Annotated in this window: 18 protein-coding genes; 15 read left to right on the forward strand and 3 right to left on the reverse strand. The window is 61.8% G+C overall.

The window, feature by feature from the left end; translation table 11 throughout:
• Window positions 1-4: 4 nt before the first annotated feature.
• Window positions 5-334, forward strand: coding sequence for a GlpM family protein (locus tag FHK92_RS14460; protein ID WP_181288736.1), 330 nt, complete (start codon window positions 5-7; stop codon window positions 332-334).
• A 177-nt stretch (window positions 335-511) separates the two neighbouring features.
• On the opposite strand, the gene FHK92_RS14465 is transcribed toward FHK92_RS14460, so the two are convergent.
• Together FHK92_RS14465 and FHK92_RS14470 are read right to left on the reverse strand one after the other, a co-directional pair.
• Window positions 512-1,126: an NAD(P)-dependent oxidoreductase gene (locus tag FHK92_RS14465; RefSeq protein WP_181288656.1), complete on the reverse strand. Its 615-nt coding sequence runs from the start codon at window positions 1,124-1,126 to the stop codon at window positions 512-514.
• Between the two features lie 241 nt (window positions 1,127-1,367).
• Window positions 1,368-2,246: an MBL fold metallo-hydrolase gene (locus FHK92_RS14470; RefSeq protein ID WP_181288657.1), complete on the reverse strand. Its 879-nt coding sequence runs from the start codon at window positions 2,244-2,246 to the stop codon at window positions 1,368-1,370.
• A 112-nt stretch (window positions 2,247-2,358) separates the two neighbouring features.
• On the opposite strand from FHK92_RS14470, the gene FHK92_RS14475 reads away from it, so the two are divergent.
• The 8 genes from FHK92_RS14475 to FHK92_RS14510 all read left to right on the forward strand — a co-directional run bounded on the left by FHK92_RS14475 (window position 2,359) and on the right by FHK92_RS14510 (window position 12,560).
• Window positions 2,359-3,264, forward strand: coding sequence for a LysR family transcriptional regulator (locus tag FHK92_RS14475; RefSeq protein ID WP_181288658.1), 906 nt, complete (start codon window positions 2,359-2,361; stop codon window positions 3,262-3,264).
• A 200-nt stretch (window positions 3,265-3,464) separates the two neighbouring features.
• A complete protein-coding gene (locus FHK92_RS14480; RefSeq protein WP_181288659.1) occupies window positions 3,465-4,973 on the forward strand; it encodes a sigma-54-dependent transcriptional regulator in 1,509 nt (502 codons plus the stop codon).
• Between the two features lie 436 nt (window positions 4,974-5,409).
• Window positions 5,410-5,793 (forward strand): glycine cleavage system protein GcvH, encoded by a 384-nt coding sequence (gene gcvH / locus FHK92_RS14485; RefSeq protein ID WP_181288660.1) that lies wholly within the window; start codon window positions 5,410-5,412, stop codon window positions 5,791-5,793.
• Window positions 5,794-5,803: 10 nt separating this feature from the next.
• Complete coding sequence (gene gcvP, locus FHK92_RS14490) at window positions 5,804-8,653, forward strand: aminomethyl-transferring glycine dehydrogenase (RefSeq protein ID WP_181288661.1); 2,850 nt, start codon at window positions 5,804-5,806, stop codon at window positions 8,651-8,653.
• A gap of 186 nt (window positions 8,654-8,839) precedes the next feature.
• On the forward strand, window positions 8,840-10,216 hold the full coding sequence (locus tag FHK92_RS14495) for an L-serine ammonia-lyase (protein WP_181288662.1): 1,377 nt from the start codon (window positions 8,840-8,842) through the stop codon (window positions 10,214-10,216).
• 31 nt (window positions 10,217-10,247) lie between these two features.
• Complete coding sequence (gene gcvT / locus FHK92_RS14500) at window positions 10,248-11,372, forward strand: glycine cleavage system aminomethyltransferase GcvT (protein ID WP_181288663.1); 1,125 nt, start codon at window positions 10,248-10,250, stop codon at window positions 11,370-11,372.
• Window positions 11,373-11,765: 393 nt separating this feature from the next.
• Window positions 11,766-11,978, forward strand: coding sequence for a cold-shock protein (locus FHK92_RS14505; protein ID WP_181288664.1), 213 nt, complete (start codon window positions 11,766-11,768; stop codon window positions 11,976-11,978).
• A 93-nt stretch (window positions 11,979-12,071) separates the two neighbouring features.
• Window positions 12,072-12,560, forward strand: a complete 489-nt coding sequence (locus tag FHK92_RS14510; RefSeq protein WP_181288665.1) for an RDD family protein — start codon at window positions 12,072-12,074, stop codon at window positions 12,558-12,560.
• Window positions 12,561-12,742: 182 nt separating this feature from the next.
• Here FHK92_RS14510 and nadA read toward each other — a convergent pair whose 3' ends face one another.
• The gene (nadA, locus tag FHK92_RS14515) at window positions 12,743-13,801 is read right to left on the reverse strand and encodes a quinolinate synthase NadA (RefSeq protein WP_181288666.1); all 1,059 of its coding nucleotides are present in this window, start codon (window positions 13,799-13,801) and stop codon (window positions 12,743-12,745) included.
• A gap of 372 nt (window positions 13,802-14,173) precedes the next feature.
• Here nadA and FHK92_RS14520 point away from each other — a divergent pair, with 372 nt between their 5' ends.
• The 6 genes from FHK92_RS14520 to FHK92_RS27620 form a co-directional block, all read left to right on the forward strand.
• The gene (locus tag FHK92_RS14520; RefSeq protein WP_181288667.1) at window positions 14,174-16,015 is read left to right on the forward strand and encodes a copper resistance system multicopper oxidase; all 1,842 of its coding nucleotides are present in this window, start codon (window positions 14,174-14,176) and stop codon (window positions 16,013-16,015) included.
• A 10-nt stretch (window positions 16,016-16,025) separates the two neighbouring features.
• Window positions 16,026-16,928: a copper resistance protein B gene (locus tag FHK92_RS14525; RefSeq protein ID WP_181288668.1), complete on the forward strand. Its 903-nt coding sequence runs from the start codon at window positions 16,026-16,028 to the stop codon at window positions 16,926-16,928.
• A gap of 56 nt (window positions 16,929-16,984) precedes the next feature.
• Window positions 16,985-17,371, forward strand: a complete 387-nt coding sequence (copC, locus tag FHK92_RS14530) for a copper homeostasis periplasmic binding protein CopC (RefSeq protein ID WP_181288669.1) — start codon at window positions 16,985-16,987, stop codon at window positions 17,369-17,371.
• A gap of 3 nt (window positions 17,372-17,374) precedes the next feature.
• Window positions 17,375-18,286 (forward strand): copper homeostasis membrane protein CopD, encoded by a 912-nt coding sequence (gene copD / locus FHK92_RS14535; RefSeq protein WP_181288670.1) that lies wholly within the window; start codon window positions 17,375-17,377, stop codon window positions 18,284-18,286.
• A gap of 266 nt (window positions 18,287-18,552) precedes the next feature.
• A complete protein-coding gene (locus FHK92_RS14540; RefSeq protein WP_181288671.1) occupies window positions 18,553-19,740 on the forward strand; it encodes a cyanate transporter in 1,188 nt (395 codons plus the stop codon).
• On the forward strand, window positions 19,740-19,924 hold a 185-nt coding region (locus FHK92_RS27620; protein WP_219916053.1), incomplete at its 3' end, for a hypothetical protein. The genes FHK92_RS14540 and FHK92_RS27620, both read left to right, overlap by 1 nt.

Consider the following 19,924-nt stretch of genomic DNA (forward strand, 5'->3'; position numbering starts at 1 on the left):
TTTGATTTTCAAAGCGGCGCTGGGTGCAGCCGTGGTGCTGATCTTGGCGATGCTCGCCAAGACCAGGAATTATTACATCGCCGGGCTGGTACCGCTGTTTCCCACCTTCGCGCTGATTGCCCATTACATCGTCGGCAAGGGCCGTTCGGTGGACGACCTGAAAACCACGATCGTGTTCGGCATGTGGTCGATCATTCCGTACTTCGTCTATCTCGCGACGCTGTACGTGATGGTCGACCGGATGCGCCTCGAAGCCTCATTGGCCGTCGCTGCCGTGGCCTGGTTGATGGCCGCGACGGTGCTGGTCAGCGTCTGGGTGAGAGTCCACGGCTGAGTCTGCGGCGACGCACATCCCCGTAGGAGCTGCCGAAGGCTCGGGCCGCGTTCGGACGATCTTTTGATCTTGATCTTTCGGTCGTGAATCAATTGCCAAGGGAAAGATCGCAGCCTCGCTTCGCTCGACAGCTCCTACGGGTAGTGCAGACCGTCAGGTCGTGCAGGTCGTGCAGGATCAGTAGCCGACAGTAAACCGCGTCCGCGAAAACTGCGGCGTTTCGACTTCATCGATCATCGCAATGGCGTAGTCCGCAAAGCTGATCCAACTGCGCCCGGCCTGATCGAACAACAGGTGGTCCTTGCCGACACGGAACTGGCCGGTGCGCTCGGTTTCGACGAACTCCGCCGACGGCGAGAGAAAGGTCCAATCAAGGTCCTGTTCGTTGCGCAGCACATCCAGGAACAAGGCACCGGCCGTGGCTTCGGCCAGGTATTCCTCAGGGAAGCCATCGCTGTCGATGACACGGCTGTTATCCGGCAACAGCAACGAGCCGGCCCCGCCGACCACCAGCAAACGCTTGACCCCGGCGGCCTTCAGCGGGGCGAGGATCTTGTCAGCCGGCACGGTGGCAAAATGCGCGGCGCTGATGACCAGGTCATGGTCGGCGACAGCGGCGGTCAATGCCTCGCTGTCCAGCACGTCCAATTGCTTGCTGACCACCCCGGCCCGTTCGCCGATTTTCGCGGTATTGCGGGCAATGGCCGTCACGCTGTGACCACGGCGCAGGGCTTCTTCCAACAGTTGGCTGCCAGCCCGGCCGGTGGCGCCGATGATTGCAATTTTGCTCATGGTGTTCTCCAGTGATTAGCGAAGTTGAAATACATGCTTTTGTGGCGAGGGAGCTTGCTCCCGCTCGCCTGCGGGTAGGAGCTGCCGAGTGCAACGAGGCTGCGATCTTTCCCCAGGCGCTTGAATCACAAGCCAAGATCAAAGGATCGTCCGAACGCGGCCCGAGCCTTCGCCAGCTCCTACAGAGCCCAGCGGGAGCAAGCTCCCTCGCCACAAAAGCGTTCAGATCAAAGTTCGGGTTTCACCACTTCATCTCGCCCTTCGCCACCTTGGCACTCAGCTCCAAGGAGCTCTCTTCACCCAGGTCCGGATAGCGTAGTTTCATGGCGGCGATCAGCGCGGCGGAATCCTTGGCCTTGGCGGTTTCTTCGTCGAAGGCCTTGATGTAACCGGCGGTAAAGCGCACAGGTGCCAGGGAACGAGCGCTTTGGCCCAAGTAATGGCCGGGAATTACCGTGGCCGGTTGCAATTTTTCGATGCCCGCCAGCGTCGCCAACCAATCCTTGTGGGACTGCGCTGTCTGGGTGTCAGCCATCCACACATGAATGTTCTCGGCCACCACCACGCCGCCGACCACGGTCTTGATCGATGGAATCCACACGAAACTGCGGTCTGGCTGCGGACCATCAAGGCCGATGATCTGCAAGCGCTTGCCTTCCAACGTCAGGCTGTCGCCCTTGAGCACTTGGGGCACGAAGGTCTTGGACGGCGCATCGCTCTTCAGGATCGGCCCCCAATATTTCAACTTGCCGTCGGCGGTTGCCTTGATGTGCTCCACGGTCGGCGCGGAAGCAAGGACGTTGGCTTCAGGGAACGCGGCCACCAGGGTTTCCAGGCCGAAATAGTAATCGGGGTCGCCGTGGCTGATGTAGATAGTGGTCAACCGCTTGCCACTGGCGCGGATTTTTTCGACGACTTGTTCGGCTTGGGATTGGCCGAACTGCGCGTCGACAAGGATCGCCTCTTTTTCACCGCTGACCAATACCGAAGTCACCGGGAAGACTGCCGCCGCGCCGGGGTTATAGACATCCAGCGTCAAGTCGGCGGCCCAGGCCTGGGCCGTGAAGGCCAGCGCCACGGTCGCCAGCAACAAACGTTTGATGGGGGTGAAACCGGTCATGAGGTGCTCCGTTGTGCAAAGGCCCGCAAGGGAATGAACGGAGCTTAGTTGCCAAACTCATTACAAAAAATGCGATGCTGGAACATAGTTTGTTTCTGAAATCGGGCAGATCATGGATCGTCTACAAGCAATGCGGGTGTTCGTCACGGTGGTGGACTTGGGCAGCCAATCGGCGGCGGCCGAGCACTTGGACCTGTCGCGGCCGGTGGTGTCGCGCTACCTGGCGGAGCTGGAAGATTGGGTGGGTGCCCGATTGATGCACCGCACCACGCGCAAACTGAGCCTGACGGCCGCCGGCACGGAGGTCCTGCCGCGTTGCCGACAGATGCTGGAACTGTCCGGCGACATGCAAGCGGCCGTCGGCACCCCGGACGACGCGCCACGAGGCATGTTGCGCATCAGTGCCAGCACCTCATTCGGCCAGGCCCAACTGGCGAGCGCCATGGCCGAATACGTCCAGCGCTACCCCGGCGTAAGCGTTGACCTGCAAATGCTCGACCGCACCGTCAACCTGGTGGACGAACGCATCGACCTGGCGATCCGCATGAGCAACGACCTCGACCCGAACCTGATCGCCCGGCGCCTCACGGTTTGCCGCTCGGTGATCTGCGCCTCGCCGCGCTATCTACGTGAGCACTCGACACCGCTGCGCGTGGAAGACCTGAGCCGGCACAACTGCCTGACCCATTCCTACGTCGGAAAGAGCCTGTGGCATTTCGAGCAGGATGGCGAACAGGTGTCGGTGCCGGTGCAAGGCAACATCAGCGCCAACGAAGCCAGCACCTTGCTCCAGGCCACGATAGCCGGCGCGGGCGTGACAATGCTGCCCAGCTACCAGGCCGGTCCGCATATCCAGAACGGCGAACTGGTACGCCTGCTGGCCCACGCCGAACCGCGCCGGATGAACATGTACGCGGTGTACGCGTCACGCAAGCACATGCCCTCGGCGCTGCGCAGCCTGCTGGATTTTCTGGTGCTCAGGTTTCCCGAGACGCCGGAGTGGGATATTGGGTTGTAAACCCCGTCCCCTGTGGGAGCGAGCTTGCTCGCGATAGCGCCGGATCAGTTGGCCTCCATGTGTCTGACACACCGCCATCGCGAGCAAGCTCGCTCCCACAGGGATCTCTGTACAGCCTGGAGCCCGGGCCGGGATTTCACCATTAGCCCGCCCCAAGGCATACTTGCCACCCTTCGTCGTCCAGAACCCAAAGCCGCCCCATGCGTATCCACGTCAGCTTCATCGACCGCGTCGGCATCACCCAGGAAGTCCTGGCCTTGCTCGGTGGGCGCAATCTCAATCTGGATGCGGTGGAGATGGTGCCGCCCAACGTCTACATCGACGCCCCGACTCTCAGCCCGCAGGTGCTCGATGAGTTGCGCGAAGCGCTGTTCAACGTTCGCGGCGTAGAGTCGGTCACCGTGGTGGACATCCTGCCGGGCCAGCGGCGGCACTTGCAGCTCGATGCCTTGCTCGCAGCGATGACCGACCCGGTGCTGGCCCTCGACAGCGCCGGCAAGGTGCTGCTGGCCAACCCGGCGCTGATTGCGCTGTACGGGCGCGAACCGGCCGGGCAAAGCGTGGCCGAGCTGTTCGGCGACGCCGCGCTGTTGGACGCCCTGCTGGAAAACGGCTTTCGCTTGCCGCTGCGGGAGATCACCCTCAACGGCCAGACCTTGTTGTTGGACGCCACGCCGATTACGGATGCCGGTGCGCTGTTGACGCTTTACCAGCCGAACCGCATCGGTGAGCGTCTGTCAGCGCTGCATCACGATCACGCCGAAGGCTTTGACGCATTGCTGGGCGAATCCCCGGCGATCCGCACCCTCAAGGCCCGGGCGCAGCGGGTCGCGGCGCTGGACGCACCGTTGCTGATCCAAGGCGAAACCGGCACCGGCAAGGAACTGGTGGCCCGGGCTTGCCACGCCATCAGCGCCCGTCACGGCGCACCGTTTCTAGCCTTGAACTGCGCGGCATTGCCGGAAAACCTGGCCGAAAGCGAACTGTTCGGCTACGCCCCCGGCGCCTTCACCGGAGCCCAACGCGGTGGCAAGCCGGGGCTGATGGAGTTGGCGAACCAGGGCACGGTGTTCCTCGACGAAATCGGCGAGATGTCACCGTACTTGCAAGCCAAACTCCTGCGCTTCCTGAACGATGGCAGCTTCCGTCGGGTCGGTGGCGATCGGGAGATCAAGGTCAATGTGCGGATTCTCAGCGCCACCCACCGCAACCTGGAGAAAATGGTCAGCGAAGGCTCCTTCCGTGAGGACCTGTTCTATCGCCTGAACGTGCTCAACGTCGAAGTCCCGCCGCTGCGTGAACGTGGCCAGGACATCCTGCTGCTGGCGCGTTATTTCATGCAGCAAGCCTGCGCGCAGATCCAACGCCCGGTCTGCCGCCTCGCCCCCGGCACTTACCCGGCGTTGCTCGGCAACCGCTGGCCGGGCAACGTGCGGCAATTGCAGAACGTGATCTTCCGCGCCGCCGCCATCTGTGAAAGCAGCCTGGTGGACATCGGCGACCTGGACATCGCTGGCACCAGCGTGGCGCGCCAGGGCGATGTGGAGGTCGAAAGCCTGGAACAGGCCGTCGAGAACTTCGAGAAACACCTGCTCGAAAGCCTCTACGCCAACTACCCTTCCACCCGCCAACTCGCCAGCCGCCTGCAGACCTCCCATACGGCGATTGCCCATCGGTTGCGCAAGTATGGGATTTCCGGGAAGCCATAAGCCCAGCGCACCACATTCCCCTGTGGGAGCGAGCTTGCTCGCGATAGCGGTGTGTCAGTCAACCTATGGCTGACTGGACTACCGTCATCGCGAGCAAGCTCGCTCCCACAGGGGTTCAGTGTCGAAAGTCGAGAATCGCATCAAAAACGACCTCCACCTGTACTGAAAGCGCTACAGCGGAACGATATCGCTACACCCCTCTGTAACCTGCACCGGTTAAGGTTTTGATCCCGTAGCGATTTTTTCCAGCCCCAGCGCTGTAGCGATTTCGCTACAGCTTAAAATTCCGAGCATGTTGAAAAACCCGCCATTCCATTGATAAACAAAGACTTTTAAACATTGGCCACGTTCTTGCTAAGGGTATAGCCATTCGGCCGGGCCAAGCCCCGCGCCTTTCTTCGCGTCCACCAGACGAAATCTGGCCCCAGGAGTTTCCATGAGCGAGTTGCGTTTTACTGAAGATCACGAATGGCTGCGCGCCGAAGCCGACGGCACCGTTACCGTAGGCATTACCGCATTTGCGCAGAACGCGTTGGGCGACGTGGTTTTTGTGCAACTGCCTGAATTGCAGTCCTACGAAAAAGGCGCTGAAGCCTCCACCGTGGAGTCCGTCAAGGCTGCCAGCGGCGTGTACATGCCACTGGACGGTGAAGTGCTGGAAGTGAACGACAAACTCGACGGCAGCCCGGAGCTGGTCAACGAGGACCCGATGGGCGAAGGCTGGTTCTTCCGTTTTAAACCGACCGACGCCGACGCAGTGGCTAAGCTGTTGGATCAAGACGCGTACGACCGCCTGATCAAAGCCAACGCCGAAGCCTGAGGAGCGCACCATGACCGTTAATCTCGGCACCGCCAACGAATTCATCGCCCGCCACATCGGCCCGCGTGCCAATGACGAGCAAGCCATGCTCGAGCGCCTGGGCTACGACTCCCTGGAAGCCCTGAGCGCCAGCGTCATCCCTGAAAGCATCAAGGGCACCAGCGTGCTGGACATGGGCGACGGCCAGAGCGAAGCCGATGCACTGGCCTCGATCAAGGCCATCGCCGCCAAGAACCAACTGTTCAAGACCTACATCGGCCAGGGCTACTACAACTGCCACACGCCAGCGCCAATCCTGCGCAACCTGCTGGAAAACCCGGCCTGGTACACCGCCTACACCCCGTACCAGCCTGAAATCTCCCAGGGCCGTCTCGAAGCGCTGCTGAACTTCCAGACCCTGATCAGCGACCTCACCGGCCTGCCGATCGCCAACGCCTCCTTGCTCGACGAAGCCACGGCCGCTGCCGAAGCGATGACCTTCTGCAAGCGCCTGAGCAAGAACAAGGGCAGCAACGCCTTCTTCGCTTCCGTACACAGCCACCCGCAAACCCTCGACGTGCTGCGCACCCGTGCCGAGCCGCTGGGCATCGACGTGGTCGTGGGCGACGAGCGCGAACTGAGCGACGTCAGCAGTTTCTTCGGCGCGCTGCTGCAATACCCGGCCAGCAACGGTGACCTGTTCGACTACCGCGAACTGACCGAACGCTTCCACGCCGCCAACGCCCTGGTAGCCGTCGCTGCTGACCTGCTGGCCCTGACCCTGCTGACCCCACCGGGTGAGTTCGGCGCCGACGTCGCCATCGGCAGCGCCCAACGCTTCGGCGTACCGCTGGGTTTCGGCGGCCCGCACGCGGCTTACTTCTCCACTAAAGATGCGTTCAAGCGCGACATGCCGGGCCGTCTGGTCGGCGTTTCCGTGGACCGTTTCGGCAAGCCGGCCCTGCGCCTGGCGATGCAGACCCGCGAGCAACACATCCGCCGCGAGAAAGCCACCAGCAACATCTGCACCGCTCAAGTACTGCTCGCTAACATCGCCAGCATGTACGCCGTGTACCACGGTCCCAAGGGCCTGGTGCAGATTGCCAACCGCATCCATCACCTGACCGCGATTCTCGCCAAAGGCCTGGGCGCGCTGGGCCTGAGCGTCGAGCAAGAGAGCTTCTTCGACACCCTGACCCTGCACACCGGCGCGCAAACCGCCGCCCTGCACGACAAGGCCCGTGCCCAGCGTATCAACCTGCGTGTAGTGGACGCTGAGCGTGTCGGCCTGTCCCTGGACGAGACCACCAGCCAAGCGGATATCGAAACCCTCTGGGGCCTGTTGGCCGACGGCAAGGCCCTGCCAGACTTCGCTGCACTGGCCGCCAGCGTGCAAAGCCGCATCCCGGCCGAACTGGTGCGCCAATCGGCGATCCTCAGCCACCCGGTGTTCAACCGCTACCACTCCGAAACCGAGCTGATGCGCTACCTGCGCAAGCTCGCCGACAAGGACCTGGCCCTGGATCGCACCATGATCCCGCTGGGTTCCTGCACCATGAAACTCAACGCCGCCAGCGAAATGATCCCGGTGACCTGGGCCGAATTCGGCGCCCTGCACCCGTTCGCCCCGGCCGAACAAAGCGCTGGCTACCAGCAACTGACCGACGAGCTGGAAGCCATGCTCTGCGCCGCCACCGGCTATGACGCGGTGTCGCTGCAACCCAACGCTGGTTCCCAAGGTGAATACGCCGGCCTGCTGGCGATCCGCGCCTATCACCAGAGCCGTGGCGAAGACCGTCGCGACATCTGCCTGATCCCGTCGTCGGCCCACGGCACCAACCCGGCCACCGCAAACATGGCTGGCATGCGCGTGGTCGTGACCGCCTGCGATGCCCGTGGCAACGTCGACATCGAAGACCTGCGCGCCAAGGCCATCGAGCACCGCGAACACCTCGCCGCGCTGATGATCACCTACCCGTCCACCCACGGCGTGTTCGAGGAAGGCATCCGCGAAATCTGCGGCATCATCCATGACAATGGCGGCCAGGTGTACATCGACGGCGCCAACATGAACGCGATGGTCGGCCTCTGCGCCCCGGGCAAGTTCGGCGGCGACGTGTCGCACCTGAACCTGCACAAGACCTTCTGCATTCCCCACGGCGGTGGCGGCCCGGGTGTCGGCCCGATCGGCGTCAAGTCGCACCTGGCGCCATTCCTGCCAGGCCACGCCAACATGGAACGCAAGGAAGGCGCGGTGTGCGCGGCGCCGTTCGGCAGCGCGAGCATCCTGCCGATCACCTGGATGTACATCCGCATGATGGGCGGCGCCGGCCTCAAGCGCGCCTCGCAACTGGCGATCCTCAACGCCAACTACATCGCCCGTCGCCTGGAAGAGCACTACCCGGTGCTCTACTCCGGCAGCAACGGCCTGGTGGCCCACGAATGCATCCTCGACCTGCGTCCACTCAAGGACAGCAGCGGCATCAGCGTCGATGACGTCGCCAAGCGCCTGATCGACTTCGGTTTCCATGCCCCGACCATGTCGTTCCCGGTGGCCGGCACGTTGATGATCGAGCCGACCGAAAGCGAATCCAAGGAAGAACTGGACCGCTTCTGCGACGCGATGATCTGCATCCGCGAAGAAATCCGCGCGGTGGAAAACGGCAGCCTGGACAAGGACGACAACCCGCTGAAGAACGCCCCGCACACCGCGGCGGAACTCGTCGGCGAGTGGACTCATCCCTACAGCCGCGAACAGGCGGTGTACCCGGTGGCGTCGTTGATCGAAGGCAAATACTGGCCGCCGGTTGGCCGGGTCGACAACGTGTTCGGCGACCGCAACCTGGTCTGCGCCTGCCCGTCGATCGAAAGCTACGCTTGAGGTAAGTGGAGGGCAGCCTATCTGCCCTCCGAATCTCCCCTGTGGGAGCGAGCTTGCTCGCGATAGCGGACTGTCAGTTGTCACTTCAGTGGCTGTCACACCGCTATCGCGAGCAAGCTCGCTCCCACAAGGGGCCTGAGTTACATCTCCAAAGTCGATCCCATAAAAAGAAACCGGAGAAACACCATGTCGTTAAGCGTGTTCGACCTGTTCAAGATCGGCATCGGCCCTTCCAGCTCCCACACGGTCGGCCCGATGCGTGCCGCGGCCCGATTTGTCGAAGGGTTGCGTCGTGATGAGCTGCTCAAAACCACTGCCAGCGTCAAAGTCGAGCTGTACGGTTCCCTCGGCGCCACCGGCAAAGGCCACGGCAGTGACAAGGCCGTGCTGCTGGGCCTGGAAGGCGAACATCCCGACACCGTGGACACCGAAACAGTGACCGCCCGGCTCCAGGAGATTCGCAGCAGCGGTCGCCTGAACCTGCTTGGCGAACACACCATCGAATTCAACGAAAAACTGCACCTGGCGATGATCCGCAAACCGTTGGCCTACCACCCCAACGGCATGATCTTTCGCGCCTTCGATGCGGCGGGCCTGCAAGTTCGCAGCCGCGAGTACTACTCGGTGGGCGGCGGCTTTGTCGTCGATGAAGATGCGGCCGGTGCCGACCGTATCGTCGAAGATGCCACGCCGCTGACCTTCCCGTTCAAGAGCGCCAAGGACCTGCTGGCCCATTGCAGCACCTATGGCCTGTCCATCAGCCAGGTAATGCTGACCAACGAAAGCGCCTGGCGCCCCGAAGCCGAAACGCGCGCCGGCCTGCTGAAGATCTGGCAGGTGATGCAGGATTGCGTGGCGGCGGGCTGTCGCAACGAGGGGATCTTGCCGGGCGGGCTGAAGGTCAAGCGGCGAGCCGCCGCGCTGCACCGCCAGTTGTGCAAGAACCCTGAAGCCGCATTGCGCGATCCGCTGTCGGTGCTCGACTGGGTCAACCTGTATGCCTTGGCCGTCAACGAAGAAAACGCCTATGGCGGGCGCGTCGTTACTGCCCCGACCAACGGCGCGGCGGGCATCGTTCCGGCCGTGCTGCATTACTACATGCGCTTCATTCCCGGAGCCAGCGAGGATGGCGTGGTACGGTTCCTGCTGACCGCCGCGGCCATCGGCATCCTGTACAAGGAAAACGCCTCGATCTCCGGCGCCGAGGTCGGCTGCCAGGGCGAGGTCGGCGTGGCCTGTTCCATGGCCGCCGGCGCACTGTGCGAAGTGCTGGGCGGTACCGTGCAGCAGGTGGAAAACGCCGCCGAAATCGGTATGGAACACAACCTCGGCCTGACCTGCGACCCCATCGGCGGCCTCGTCCAGGTGCCCTGCATCGAGCGCAACGCCATGGGCTCGGTGAAGGCCATCAACGCGGTGCGCATGGCCATGCGCGGCGACGGCCATCACTTTGTCTCCCTCGACAAAGTCATCCGCACCATGCGCCAGACCGGCGCCGACATGAAAAGCAAATACAAGGAGACCGCCCGCGGCGGTCTGGCGGTCAACATCATCGAATGCTGATGCGTGCCACTTTCAATTTCCAGGAGCTGATATGTCCACCGAACAACTGTTGAAAACACCGCTGCACGCGCTGCACCTCGAACTCGGCGCCCGCATGGTGCCGTTTGCCGGCTATGACATGCCGGTGCAATACCCGTTGGGCGTGATGAAAGAACACCAGCACACCCGTGATCAGGCCGGCTTGTTCGATGTGTCCCACATGGGCCAGATCCGCCTGACCGGCGCGGGTGCCGCCAAGGCACTGGAAACCCTGGTGCCGGTGGACATCGTCGACCTGCCCGTGGGCATGCAGCGCTACGCCATGTTCACCAATGAGAACGGTGGCATCCTCGACGACTTGATGGTCGCCAACCTGGGCAATGAAGAACTGTTCCTGGTGGTCAACGCCGCCTGCAAGGATCAGGACCTGGCCCACCTGCAAGGGAAAATCGGCGGCCAGTGCAGCATCGAACCGCTGTTCGAAGCCCGTGCCCTGCTCGCCCTGCAAGGCCCGGCCGCCGTCACCGTACTCGCGCGCCTGGCGCCGGACGTGGCGAAAATGACCTTCATGCAATTCCAGCGCGTCACCCTTCTGGGCGTGGACTGCTTTGTCAGCCGTTCGGGCTACACCGGCGAAGACGGTTTCGAGATTTCCGTGCCGGCCGCCGATGCGGAGAAACTCGCCCGCGCCCTGCTCGCCGAGCCAGAAGTGGCCGCCATCGGCCTTGGCGCCCGTGACTCCCTGCGCCTGGAAGCCGGCCTGTGCCTTTATGGCCACGACATGAACACCGAGACCACGCCGATCGAAGCCAGCCTGCTCTGGGCGATCTCCAAGGTCCGCCGCGCCGATGGCGCTCGTGCCGGGGGCTTCCCCGGGGCGGAAACTGTCTTTGCCCAGCAACAGAGCGGCGTAAGCCGCAAACGCGTCGGCCTGCTGCCCCAAGAACGCACACCGGTGCGCGAAGGCGCGGAGATCGTCAACGAAGCCGGCGAGACCATCGGCACCGTTTGCAGCGGCGGTTTCGGGCCGACGCTGGGTGGTCCGTTGGCGATGGGGTATCTGGACAGCGCCTACGTCGCCTTGGATACGCCAGTCTGGGCCATAGTGCGTGGGAAAAAAGTGCCTCTGCTTGTAAGCAAAATGCCATTCGTTCCACAGCGCTACTACCGTGGTTGATTGCTTGTTTCTATAAGTAACGCGGTTGCGTTATACGTGCACTAATGTGTAACGCAACCGCCATAAAAAGGTGCATGTACTGATATTCAACCGGGCTTATAACGCCACGGAACAATCGGACTAGCCTTTTGAATAAGCTTTCCCCGGCGAAACATCTAAAACACCAGCAAGCTGAGTAAATCCGGGCTCTTGAGGGGGGTTGTTTTTTCGTTGGAAGTTGGCGTAGAGTTTGGTCACTGTGTTTGCATGGGTCGCTTGGATCGTGACCTGGGCAGTAGCCTACGAAGTTAGCTACAACCCGTTCGACGTCATCTTACTTTCCTGCAACCCAGCCCCAGTACTCTTTCGCCTGGAAAGAGGCTGTCATTAATTTAGCGTCAAGGAAATAAGAAAATGGCTGATCGTCAGAGCGGTACCGTCAAGTGGTTCAACGACGAAAAAGGTTTTGGTTTCATCACACCTGAAAGCGGTCCGGATCTGTTCGTACACTTCCGCGCCATCCAGGGCAACGGCTTCAAGAGCCTGAAAGAAGGCCAGAAAGTCACTTTCGTTGCTGTGCAAGGCCAGAAAGGCATGCAGGCTGACGAGGTAATTGCCGAAGCCTAAGGCTTTTGCATACTAAAAAGCCCCTGATTGATATCAGGGGCTTTTTTATGGGCGTAAATCCGTAAAATGGCTTCTTTTTCGTTCGAGGCCGTCATGTCGAAACACGTACTCACCCCCCAGGGTGACTTCCCCCCCGCTGGCCTCGGCCGTCGCCTGGCGGCGATGTTTTATGATTTCCTGTTGTGCACGGCGCTGCTGATCGTCACCAGCGGCGCGTACAAAATGATCCAGATGGCGATCATCGGCGAAGAAAAAATGCGTGCCCTCACCGAAGCCGGCGCGCTGGACGGTGACCCGCTGCTGTCCACCGTGTTGCTGTTCGTGCTGTTCGGTTTCTTCGCCAAGTTCTGGACCCACAACGGCCAGACCCTGGGTATGCAGGTGTGGTGCATCCGCGTGCAGAACGCCGATGGCACGGCCATCAGCCTTTGGCAGGCGCTGTTGCGATTCGTGGTGTCGATCGCGTCATTGCTGCTGTTCGGCGCAGGCTTCATCTGGGCGCTGTTCGACAAGCGCAAGCGCGGCTGGCATGACATCTACTCGGATACGCAGTTGGTGCGGATTCCCAAGAAGACCAAATAGGAACACACACAAACCCCGTGGCGAGGGAGCTTGTTCCCGCTCGGCTGCGCAGCAGTCGTAATCCAGCCAATGCTGTGTGACTGAATACCGCGCGGTGTCTCGTTTGGGGCTGCTTCGCAGCCCAGCGGGAGCAAGCTCCCTCGCCACAGAAAGCCCCGCAAGCCTGAAGATATTCTTCAGCTTCAGGCATTCCCCGCCAACTTCATCCGCGCCGCCTGGGTGAAGTCCAGCATGCGCTTGAGGGGGCGAATCGCCTGGGGGATCAGCGCCGGGTCGACGAATATCTCGTTGCTGCCATCCTTCAATGCCTGGAGCGTACGCTCCAGGGTGTTCATCGCCATCCACGGGCAATGCGCGCAACTGCGGCACGCTGCGCCGTTGCCGGCGGTAGGAGCCTCGATAAACACCTTGTCCGGGCATAGCTGCTGCATCTTGTAGAAGATGCCGCGGTCGGTGGCGACGATCAGCGTCTTGTTCGGCAAGCTCTGCGCGGCGGTAATTAGCTGGCTGGTGGAGCCCACGGCGTCGGCCAGTTCAATCACCGAAGTCGGCGACTCCGGGTGCACCAGGATCGCAGCGTCCGGGTACAGCGCCTTCATGTCTTCCAACTGCTTGGACTTGAACTCTTCGTGGACGATGCAAGCGCCGTCCCAGAGCAGCATGTCGGCACCGGTCTTGCGCTGGATATAAGTGCCCAGGTGCTTGTCCGGTCCCCAGATGATCGTCTCGCCGTTATCCATCAGGCTCTCGACGATTTCCAATGCGCAGCTCGACGTCACCACCCAGTCAGCCCGGGCCTTGACCGCCGCCGAAGTGTTGGCATACACCACCACGGTGCGCTCCGGATGCTGGTCGCAGAACGCCGAGAACTCATCCACCGGGCAGCCCAGGTCGAGGGAGCAGGTGGCTTCCAGGGTCGGCATCAGCACGCGTTTTTCGGGGTTGAGGATCTTGGCGGTCTCGCCCATGAACTTGACCCCCGCCACCACCACGGTCTTGGCCGGGTGGGCGTTACCGAAGCGGGCCATTTCCAGGGAATCGGAGACACAACCCCCGGTCTCTTCGGCCAGGGCCTGGATGATCGGGTCACAGTAGAAATGCGCGACCAGCACCGCGTCCTGAGCCTTGAGCTCGGCGGCGATGGCGGCGCGGTACCAGGCCTCTTGTTCGGCCGACAGCGGCTTGGGCTGCTTGGCGTCGAGGTGAGCCTGGACCAGAAGGCGTTCGGAAATTTGCGTCATGTTCGCAAGACCTATGGGCGCGTTTTGCGCGAAAGTCGAGTATACACCCGGCTCCGGACCACTCGGGTACCGCCGGGAAAGTGAGTGTCCATCAGGCACGGGACAGCGTGAAGCCGGCAAGGCTACAGAATATCCCACCGTTGCAAAAGATCATTCTGACCTGTGCCCGGCAACAGGATCGAACGCGATCGCCTGTGGCGAGGGAGCAAGGTCCCTCGCCACAAAAGCCACATCGCGCCAGTGCGCCTCAGCCCCGCCCAAAGCTGACTGAAATGTAATCACTTGCCCGGCCGGCTTATGTCATCTTCTTTCCAAAGCGGCACCGGGCGTTGCCCCACGACCGCAGCGAATCGACTGACGGATTTTCATCGCATGCAAACAAAAACTTCCCGGCGAACCTTCGTTAAAGGCTTGTCCGCCGGCGGCATTCTTGGGGGGCTTGGCCTATGGCGGGCGCCTGTCTGGGCCGTCACCGGCCCCGGCCAGCCCAATGTACTGACCGGCACCGAATTCGATCTGTTCATTGGCGAAAGCCCGGTCAACTTCACCGGCCATCCGCGCACCGCCCAGACGATCAACGGTGGCATCCCTGGCCCGCTGCTGCGCTGGCGCGAAGGCGACACCGTGACCCTGCGGGTGCGCAACCGCCTGCACGACACTACGTCTATCCACTGGCATGGCATCTTGCTGCCGGCCAACATGGACGGCGTGCCAGGGCTGAGCTTCAAGGGCATCGAACCCGGTGGCTTGTACGTCTATCAATTCAAGGTCCGACAAAACGGCACCTACTGGTACCACAGCCACTCCGGTTTCCAGGAGCAGGCCGGCGTCTATGGGCCGCTGGTCATCGACGCCAAGGAGCCCGAACCCTTCCAGTACGAACGGGACTATGTGGTCATGCTCACCGACTGGACCGATGAAAACCCCACCGACATCATTCGCAAGCTCAAGAAACAATCGGACTATTACAACTACAACAAACGCACCGTCGGCGACTTCATCGATGACGTGGGCAAGAACGGCTGGGGCGCCACCGTGGCCGATCGCAAGATGTGGGCCGAGATGAAGATGAACCCCACTGATCTCGCCGACGTCAGCGGTGCCACCTATACCTATCTCATGAACGGCCAGGCGCCGGACATGAACTGGACCGGCCTGTTCAAGCCTGGCGAGCGCATTCGCCTACGCTTTATCAATGGCTCGTCCATGACCTATTTCGACGTGCGCATCCCCGGCCTGAAAATGACCGTCGTGGCCTCCGATGGCCAGCACGTCAAGCCAGTGAGCGTCGACGAATTGCGCATCGCCGTGGCTGAAACCTACGACGTCATCGTCGAGCCGACGCAAGAGGCCTACACCTTGTTCGCCCAGTCAATGGATCGCACCGGCTATGCCCGTGGCACCCTCGCCAGCCGGGCAGGATTGTCGGCGCCTGTTCCGCCCCTTGATCCACGCCCCTTGGTCACGATGGGCGACATGGGCATGGGTGGCATGGATCACGGCGGCATGGCTGGCATGGGCGAAATGAGCGGCATGGACCATGGCTCGATGCAGGGCATGGAGGGAATGGACCACAGCCAGATGCAGGGCATGGACGATAACGCCATGCAAGGCATGGATCACAGCCAGATGCAGGGCATGGACAACATGACCGGCATGGACCACAGCGCCATGCAAGGCATGGGTGGCATGCAGACCCATCCCGCCACAGAGAAGAACAACCCGCTGGTGGACATGCAGGCCATGAGCGTCAAGCCCAAGCTCGACGACCCGGGCATGGGCCTGCGCAACAACGGTCGCAAAGTGCTGACCTACGCAGACCTGCGCAGCACCTTTGCCGATCCCGACGGGCGCGAGCCGGGGCGCACCATCGAGTTGCACCTGACCGGGCACATGGAGAAATTCGTCTGGTCGTTCAACGGCGTGAAGTTCAGTGATGCCGCGCCGTTGCTGCTCAAGTACGGCGAGCGCCTGCGCATCGTGCTCATCAACGACACCATGATGACCCACCCCATCCACCTGCATGGCATGTGGAGCGACCTCGAAGACGAGAACGGCCAGTTCATGGTTCGCAAGCACACCATTGACGTACCACCGGGCGCCAAGCGCAGCTACCGGGTTACCGCCGATGCCCTCGGACGCTGGGCTTATCACTGCCACCTGCTCTTCCATATGGAAATGGGCATGTTCCGTGAAGTCCGGGTAGAGGAATAAGGAGCCGACCATGAGCATTATTTTTCAGTACCGTTCAGTGCCCTTGGCCATTCTTTTCCTCGGCAGCAGCCTTTCGGCCTGGGCCGCAAGCAATGATATGCAAGGCATGGATCACAGCCAGATGCAGGGGATGGACCACAGCCAGATGCAAGGCATGGACTCGATGCAGAGCATGGATTCGATGGACGCCGCGCCGACCAGCAGCCGCACACCCATTCCCGAACTCACTGCCGCCGACCGCGCTGCCGTTTATGAAGACCACAACGGCCATGCGGTGCATGACAGCGCCATCAATTCGTTTTTCCTGATCAACCAACTGGAATGGCTGGACGCCGATGACGGCAGTGCCCTGAGCTGGGACGCCTCTGGCTGGATCGGCGGCGACATCGATCGTTTGTGGCTGCGCTCCGAAGGCGAACGCACCAACGGCAAGACCGAAGAGGCCGAACTCCAGGCCTTGTGGGGCCATGCCATCAGCCCTTGGTGGGATGTGGTGGCTGGCGTGCGCCAGGACTTCAAGCCCGGTGACCCGCAGACTTGGGCGGCGCTCGGCGTTCAAGGCATGGCGTTATACAACTTCGAAGCCCAGGCCACCGCCTACATCGGCGAGGGCGGCCAGAGTGCGGCGCGCCTGGAAGGCGACTACGACATCCTGCTGACCAATCGCCTGATCCTGCAACCGACCGCCGAAGCCAACTTCTACGGCAAGAACGACCCCGACCGCGGCGTCGGCTCGGGCCTGTCGGACACTGAAGTCGGCCTGCGGCTGCGTTACGAGATCCGCCGTGAGTTCGCCCCCTACGTCGGCGTCACCTGGAACCGCGTCTACGGCAACACTGCCGATTATGCCCGGGAAGAAGGCGAAGACCGCAGCGAGGCACGCCTGGTACTCGGCGTGCACCTGTGGTTCTGACGGCGTCATCCTATTTTTAAAAAAACCTAGAAAACCTGTGTTGTAGGAGTCCTTGCATGTCACTCATCAAAAACGCTGTCATTGCCGCCGCGCTGTCCACCGGCCTGTTGGCCAGTGGCTTGGCCCAGGCCCACCCTAAACTGCTGTCCTCGACCCCGGCCGAAGGCGCAGAGGGGACGGCGCCGACAAAGATCGAGCTGCATTTTTCCGAAAACCTGATGACCAAGTTTTCCGGAGCCAAGCTGATGATGACCGAGATGCCCGGCATGTCGGCGCACTCACCGATGCCCATGCCGGCCAAGGTGTCCGGTAGCGACGATCCGAAAACCATGGTCATCGTTCCGAACGCACCTCTCTCCGCTGGTACTTATCAAGTCCAGTGGCGCGCGGTGTCATCCGACACTCACCCGATCACCGGCAACGTCACGTTCAAGGTGAAGTGACTCGTGAGCGACTCGATCAATATTGCGTTGCGCTTTGCCCTGTATGTGGACCTGATGTTGCTGTTCGGCCTGGCCGCCTTTGGCCTCTATAGCCTGCGAGGACAGGAGCGGGTATCGGGCGCAGTGTTGCCTTTCGTGTCGCTGTCGGCGATCGCAGTTGTGCTTGGCGGCCTGCTCTCCCTGGCCGCGATGGCGTGCATGGCTTGGGCCATGAGCGGCGTCGCGGATTGGACCGAGCTGTGGCCGCACATTGAGATGATGGTGTTTGAGACGGATGTCGGCTGGGCCTGGACGCTGCGCATGGCGGCGCTGCTGCTGGCCGGTTTCGCCGTAATGTTCAGCCAACGTTGGCCGACCGCCAGCCTGGGCCTGATCACGTTCGGCGGTGCCGTGGCCTTGGCGACGCTTGCCTGGGCGGGCCACGGCGCCATGGATGAAGGCTCGCGCCGCAGTTGGCACTTCATCACCGATTTCCTGCACCTGTGGGCGGCAGGCGGTTGGGTGGGCGCCTTGGCTGCGTTCGCCCTGCTGCTCCGCCAGGCCGAGCCGCAGTTGGCGGTATTGGCCCGGACACTGACCGGGTTCGAAACCGCGGGGGCGCTGATCGTGGCGATCATCTTCGTGACCGGCGTGGTGAATTACCTGTTCATTGCCGGCCCAAACGTCGATGGGCTGCTCGATAGCACCTACGGTCAGTTGCTGGCATTCAAGCTCATCCTGTTCACCGCCATGTTGGTGTTCGCCGCGCTGAACCGCTTCCATCTGAGCCCATTGCTCGAACAGGCCCGACAGACCGGCGAACATGGCGTCGCGGTGAGTGCCTTGCGGCGCAGCATGGGCCTTGAGTTCTCCGTGGCGGTGATCATCCTGGGGCTGGTGGCTTGGTTGGGGACGTTGAGTCCGGTGATGGAGTAAACAGACTTTTCCCGCCCCCCACTGGCCCCGTGGCGAGGGAGCTTGCTCCCGCTGGGTGGCGAAGCCGCCCCCTGAAGCACTCGACATGCCTGACAAATGGCATTCTTGCTTTTCAGGTCTGCTTCGCAGCCCAGCGGGAGCAAGCTCCCTCGCCACAAAGGCCCATAGGCTGGATTTAATTTTTCGATAGGCCCCGCCAGTTTTCAGTTTGCCCAAGGCAGCGTGCCCCAGCCTAAATAGCGCTTTGTTCCAGCCAAGGCTCTGTTATGGAAAACGTTCGCCCCTCAAGCACCCATGCCGCCTGGCTAATGGTCAGCATCGTATTGGTAGCGCTGAATCTACGGCCCTCGATGGCAGCCGTCGGGCCGTTGTTATCAGCGATTCGCGGCGAAGTCCCCTTGAGTTTCAGCGCGGCGTCGCTGCTGACCATGTTGCCTGTCATGGCGATGGGCTTGGCAATGTTCCTCGGCATGCGCATCGCCCTGCGTATCGGCGAGCATCGCACCATCGTGCTGTCGCTGTTGATTGTTGGTATCGCCACAGCCTCGCGCCTGTATCTGGACAGTGCCGCCGGGTTGATCGCCAGTGCGGTCGTGGCCGGGCTCGGGATTGCGTTGATCCAGGCCGTAATGCCAGCACTGATAAAGTCTCGCTTCACCGATAACGTCTCGCTGTTCATGGGCTTGTACGTAACGTCCATCATGGGCGGGGCGGCAATTGCGGCGGCCTTTTCGCCACTGGTCCTCGCGCACACCGGCAGTTGGCGCATCGGTCTCTCGATCTGGACACTACTGGCACTGGTTGCACTGGGTTGCTGGTACGCTCAACGCTCGACAGTCCTCCCCTCGCCGGAAGCGCCGACACCGCACCAGGAATCGTTCTTCGCCAACAGCCGAGCGTGGACGTTGGCGATTTTCTTCGGACTGGGCACCGCTTCCTATACCTGCGTACTGGCCTGGCTGGCGCCGTACTACGTTGAAAAAGGCTGGAGCGAACAGCACGCGGGCCTGCTGCTGGGGTTCCTCACGGCAATGGAAGTGCTCTCTGGGCTGGTGACCCCGGCGATTGCCAACCGCAGCCGGGATAAACGCCTGGTCCTGACCGTCCTGCTGGCCTTGATCATCAGCGGCTTCTGCGGCCTGATCCTCAGCCCGGAACGCTTCAGCCTGCTCTGGCCCTGCCTGCTGGGGCTGGGTATCGGCGGCCTGTTTCCCATGAGCCTGATCGTATCCCTCGACCATGTGGACAACCCGCGCCGGGCCGGCGGCCTAACCGCATTCGTGCAAGGCGTCGGCTACCTGATTGCCGGCCTCTCACCCTTGATTGCCGGGCTGATCCGCGATCAGTTGGGGAGCTTTGAATGGGCTTGGTGGTCGCTCGCGGCGGTCATGGTATTGATGATGGGGATGGTGCTGCGATTGAATCCGAGGCATTACGCTCAGCACATTCAGTAATGATCCAAGCGCCCCGCAGCCTGTTGGCTGCCTGGCGCATCCGCTCGATCACTTTCTCGCAGGCAAAAAAAAAATCCGGAAATCCTCACTTTCGTGGGCCTTCCAGACTTTTAAAACTACAGAAAATGGTGGGTCGTGTGGGATTCGAACCTACGACCAATTGGTTAAAAGCCAACTGCTCTAC

Source organism: Pseudomonas brassicacearum subsp. neoaurantiaca (assembly GCF_013608025.1).
Classification (GTDB): domain Bacteria; phylum Pseudomonadota; class Gammaproteobacteria; order Pseudomonadales; family Pseudomonadaceae; genus Aquipseudomonas.

Bases quoted from the DNA above. Each gene is read 5' to 3' on its own strand.
- FHK92_RS14465 (WP_181288656.1), bottom strand. From the start codon at position 1,126: ATGAGCAAAATTGCAATCATCGGCGCCACCGGCCGGGCTGGCAGCCAA.
- FHK92_RS14470 (WP_181288657.1), bottom strand. From the start codon at position 2,246: ATGACCGGTTTCACCCCCATCAAACGTTTGTTGCTGGCGACCGTGGCG.
- FHK92_RS14475 (WP_181288658.1), top strand. From the start codon at position 2,359: ATGGATCGTCTACAAGCAATGCGGGTGTTCGTCACGGTGGTGGACTTG.
- FHK92_RS14480 (WP_181288659.1), top strand. From the start codon at position 3,465: ATGCGTATCCACGTCAGCTTCATCGACCGCGTCGGCATCACCCAGGAA.
- gcvH (WP_181288660.1), top strand. From the start codon at position 5,410: ATGAGCGAGTTGCGTTTTACTGAAGATCACGAATGGCTGCGCGCCGAA.
- gcvP (WP_181288661.1), top strand. From the start codon at position 5,804: ATGACCGTTAATCTCGGCACCGCCAACGAATTCATCGCCCGCCACATC.
- FHK92_RS14495 (WP_181288662.1), top strand. From the start codon at position 8,840: ATGTCGTTAAGCGTGTTCGACCTGTTCAAGATCGGCATCGGCCCTTCC.
- gcvT (WP_181288663.1), top strand. From the start codon at position 10,248: ATGTCCACCGAACAACTGTTGAAAACACCGCTGCACGCGCTGCACCTC.
- FHK92_RS14505 (WP_181288664.1), top strand. From the start codon at position 11,766: ATGGCTGATCGTCAGAGCGGTACCGTCAAGTGGTTCAACGACGAAAAA.
- FHK92_RS14510 (WP_181288665.1), top strand. From the start codon at position 12,072: ATGTCGAAACACGTACTCACCCCCCAGGGTGACTTCCCCCCCGCTGGC.
- nadA (WP_181288666.1), bottom strand. From the start codon at position 13,801: ATGACGCAAATTTCCGAACGCCTTCTGGTCCAGGCTCACCTCGACGCC.
- FHK92_RS14520 (WP_181288667.1), top strand. From the start codon at position 14,174: ATGCAAACAAAAACTTCCCGGCGAACCTTCGTTAAAGGCTTGTCCGCC.
- FHK92_RS14525 (WP_181288668.1), top strand. From the start codon at position 16,026: ATGAGCATTATTTTTCAGTACCGTTCAGTGCCCTTGGCCATTCTTTTC.
- copC (WP_181288669.1), top strand. From the start codon at position 16,985: ATGTCACTCATCAAAAACGCTGTCATTGCCGCCGCGCTGTCCACCGGC.
- FHK92_RS14540 (WP_181288671.1), top strand. From the start codon at position 18,553: ATGGAAAACGTTCGCCCCTCAAGCACCCATGCCGCCTGGCTAATGGTC.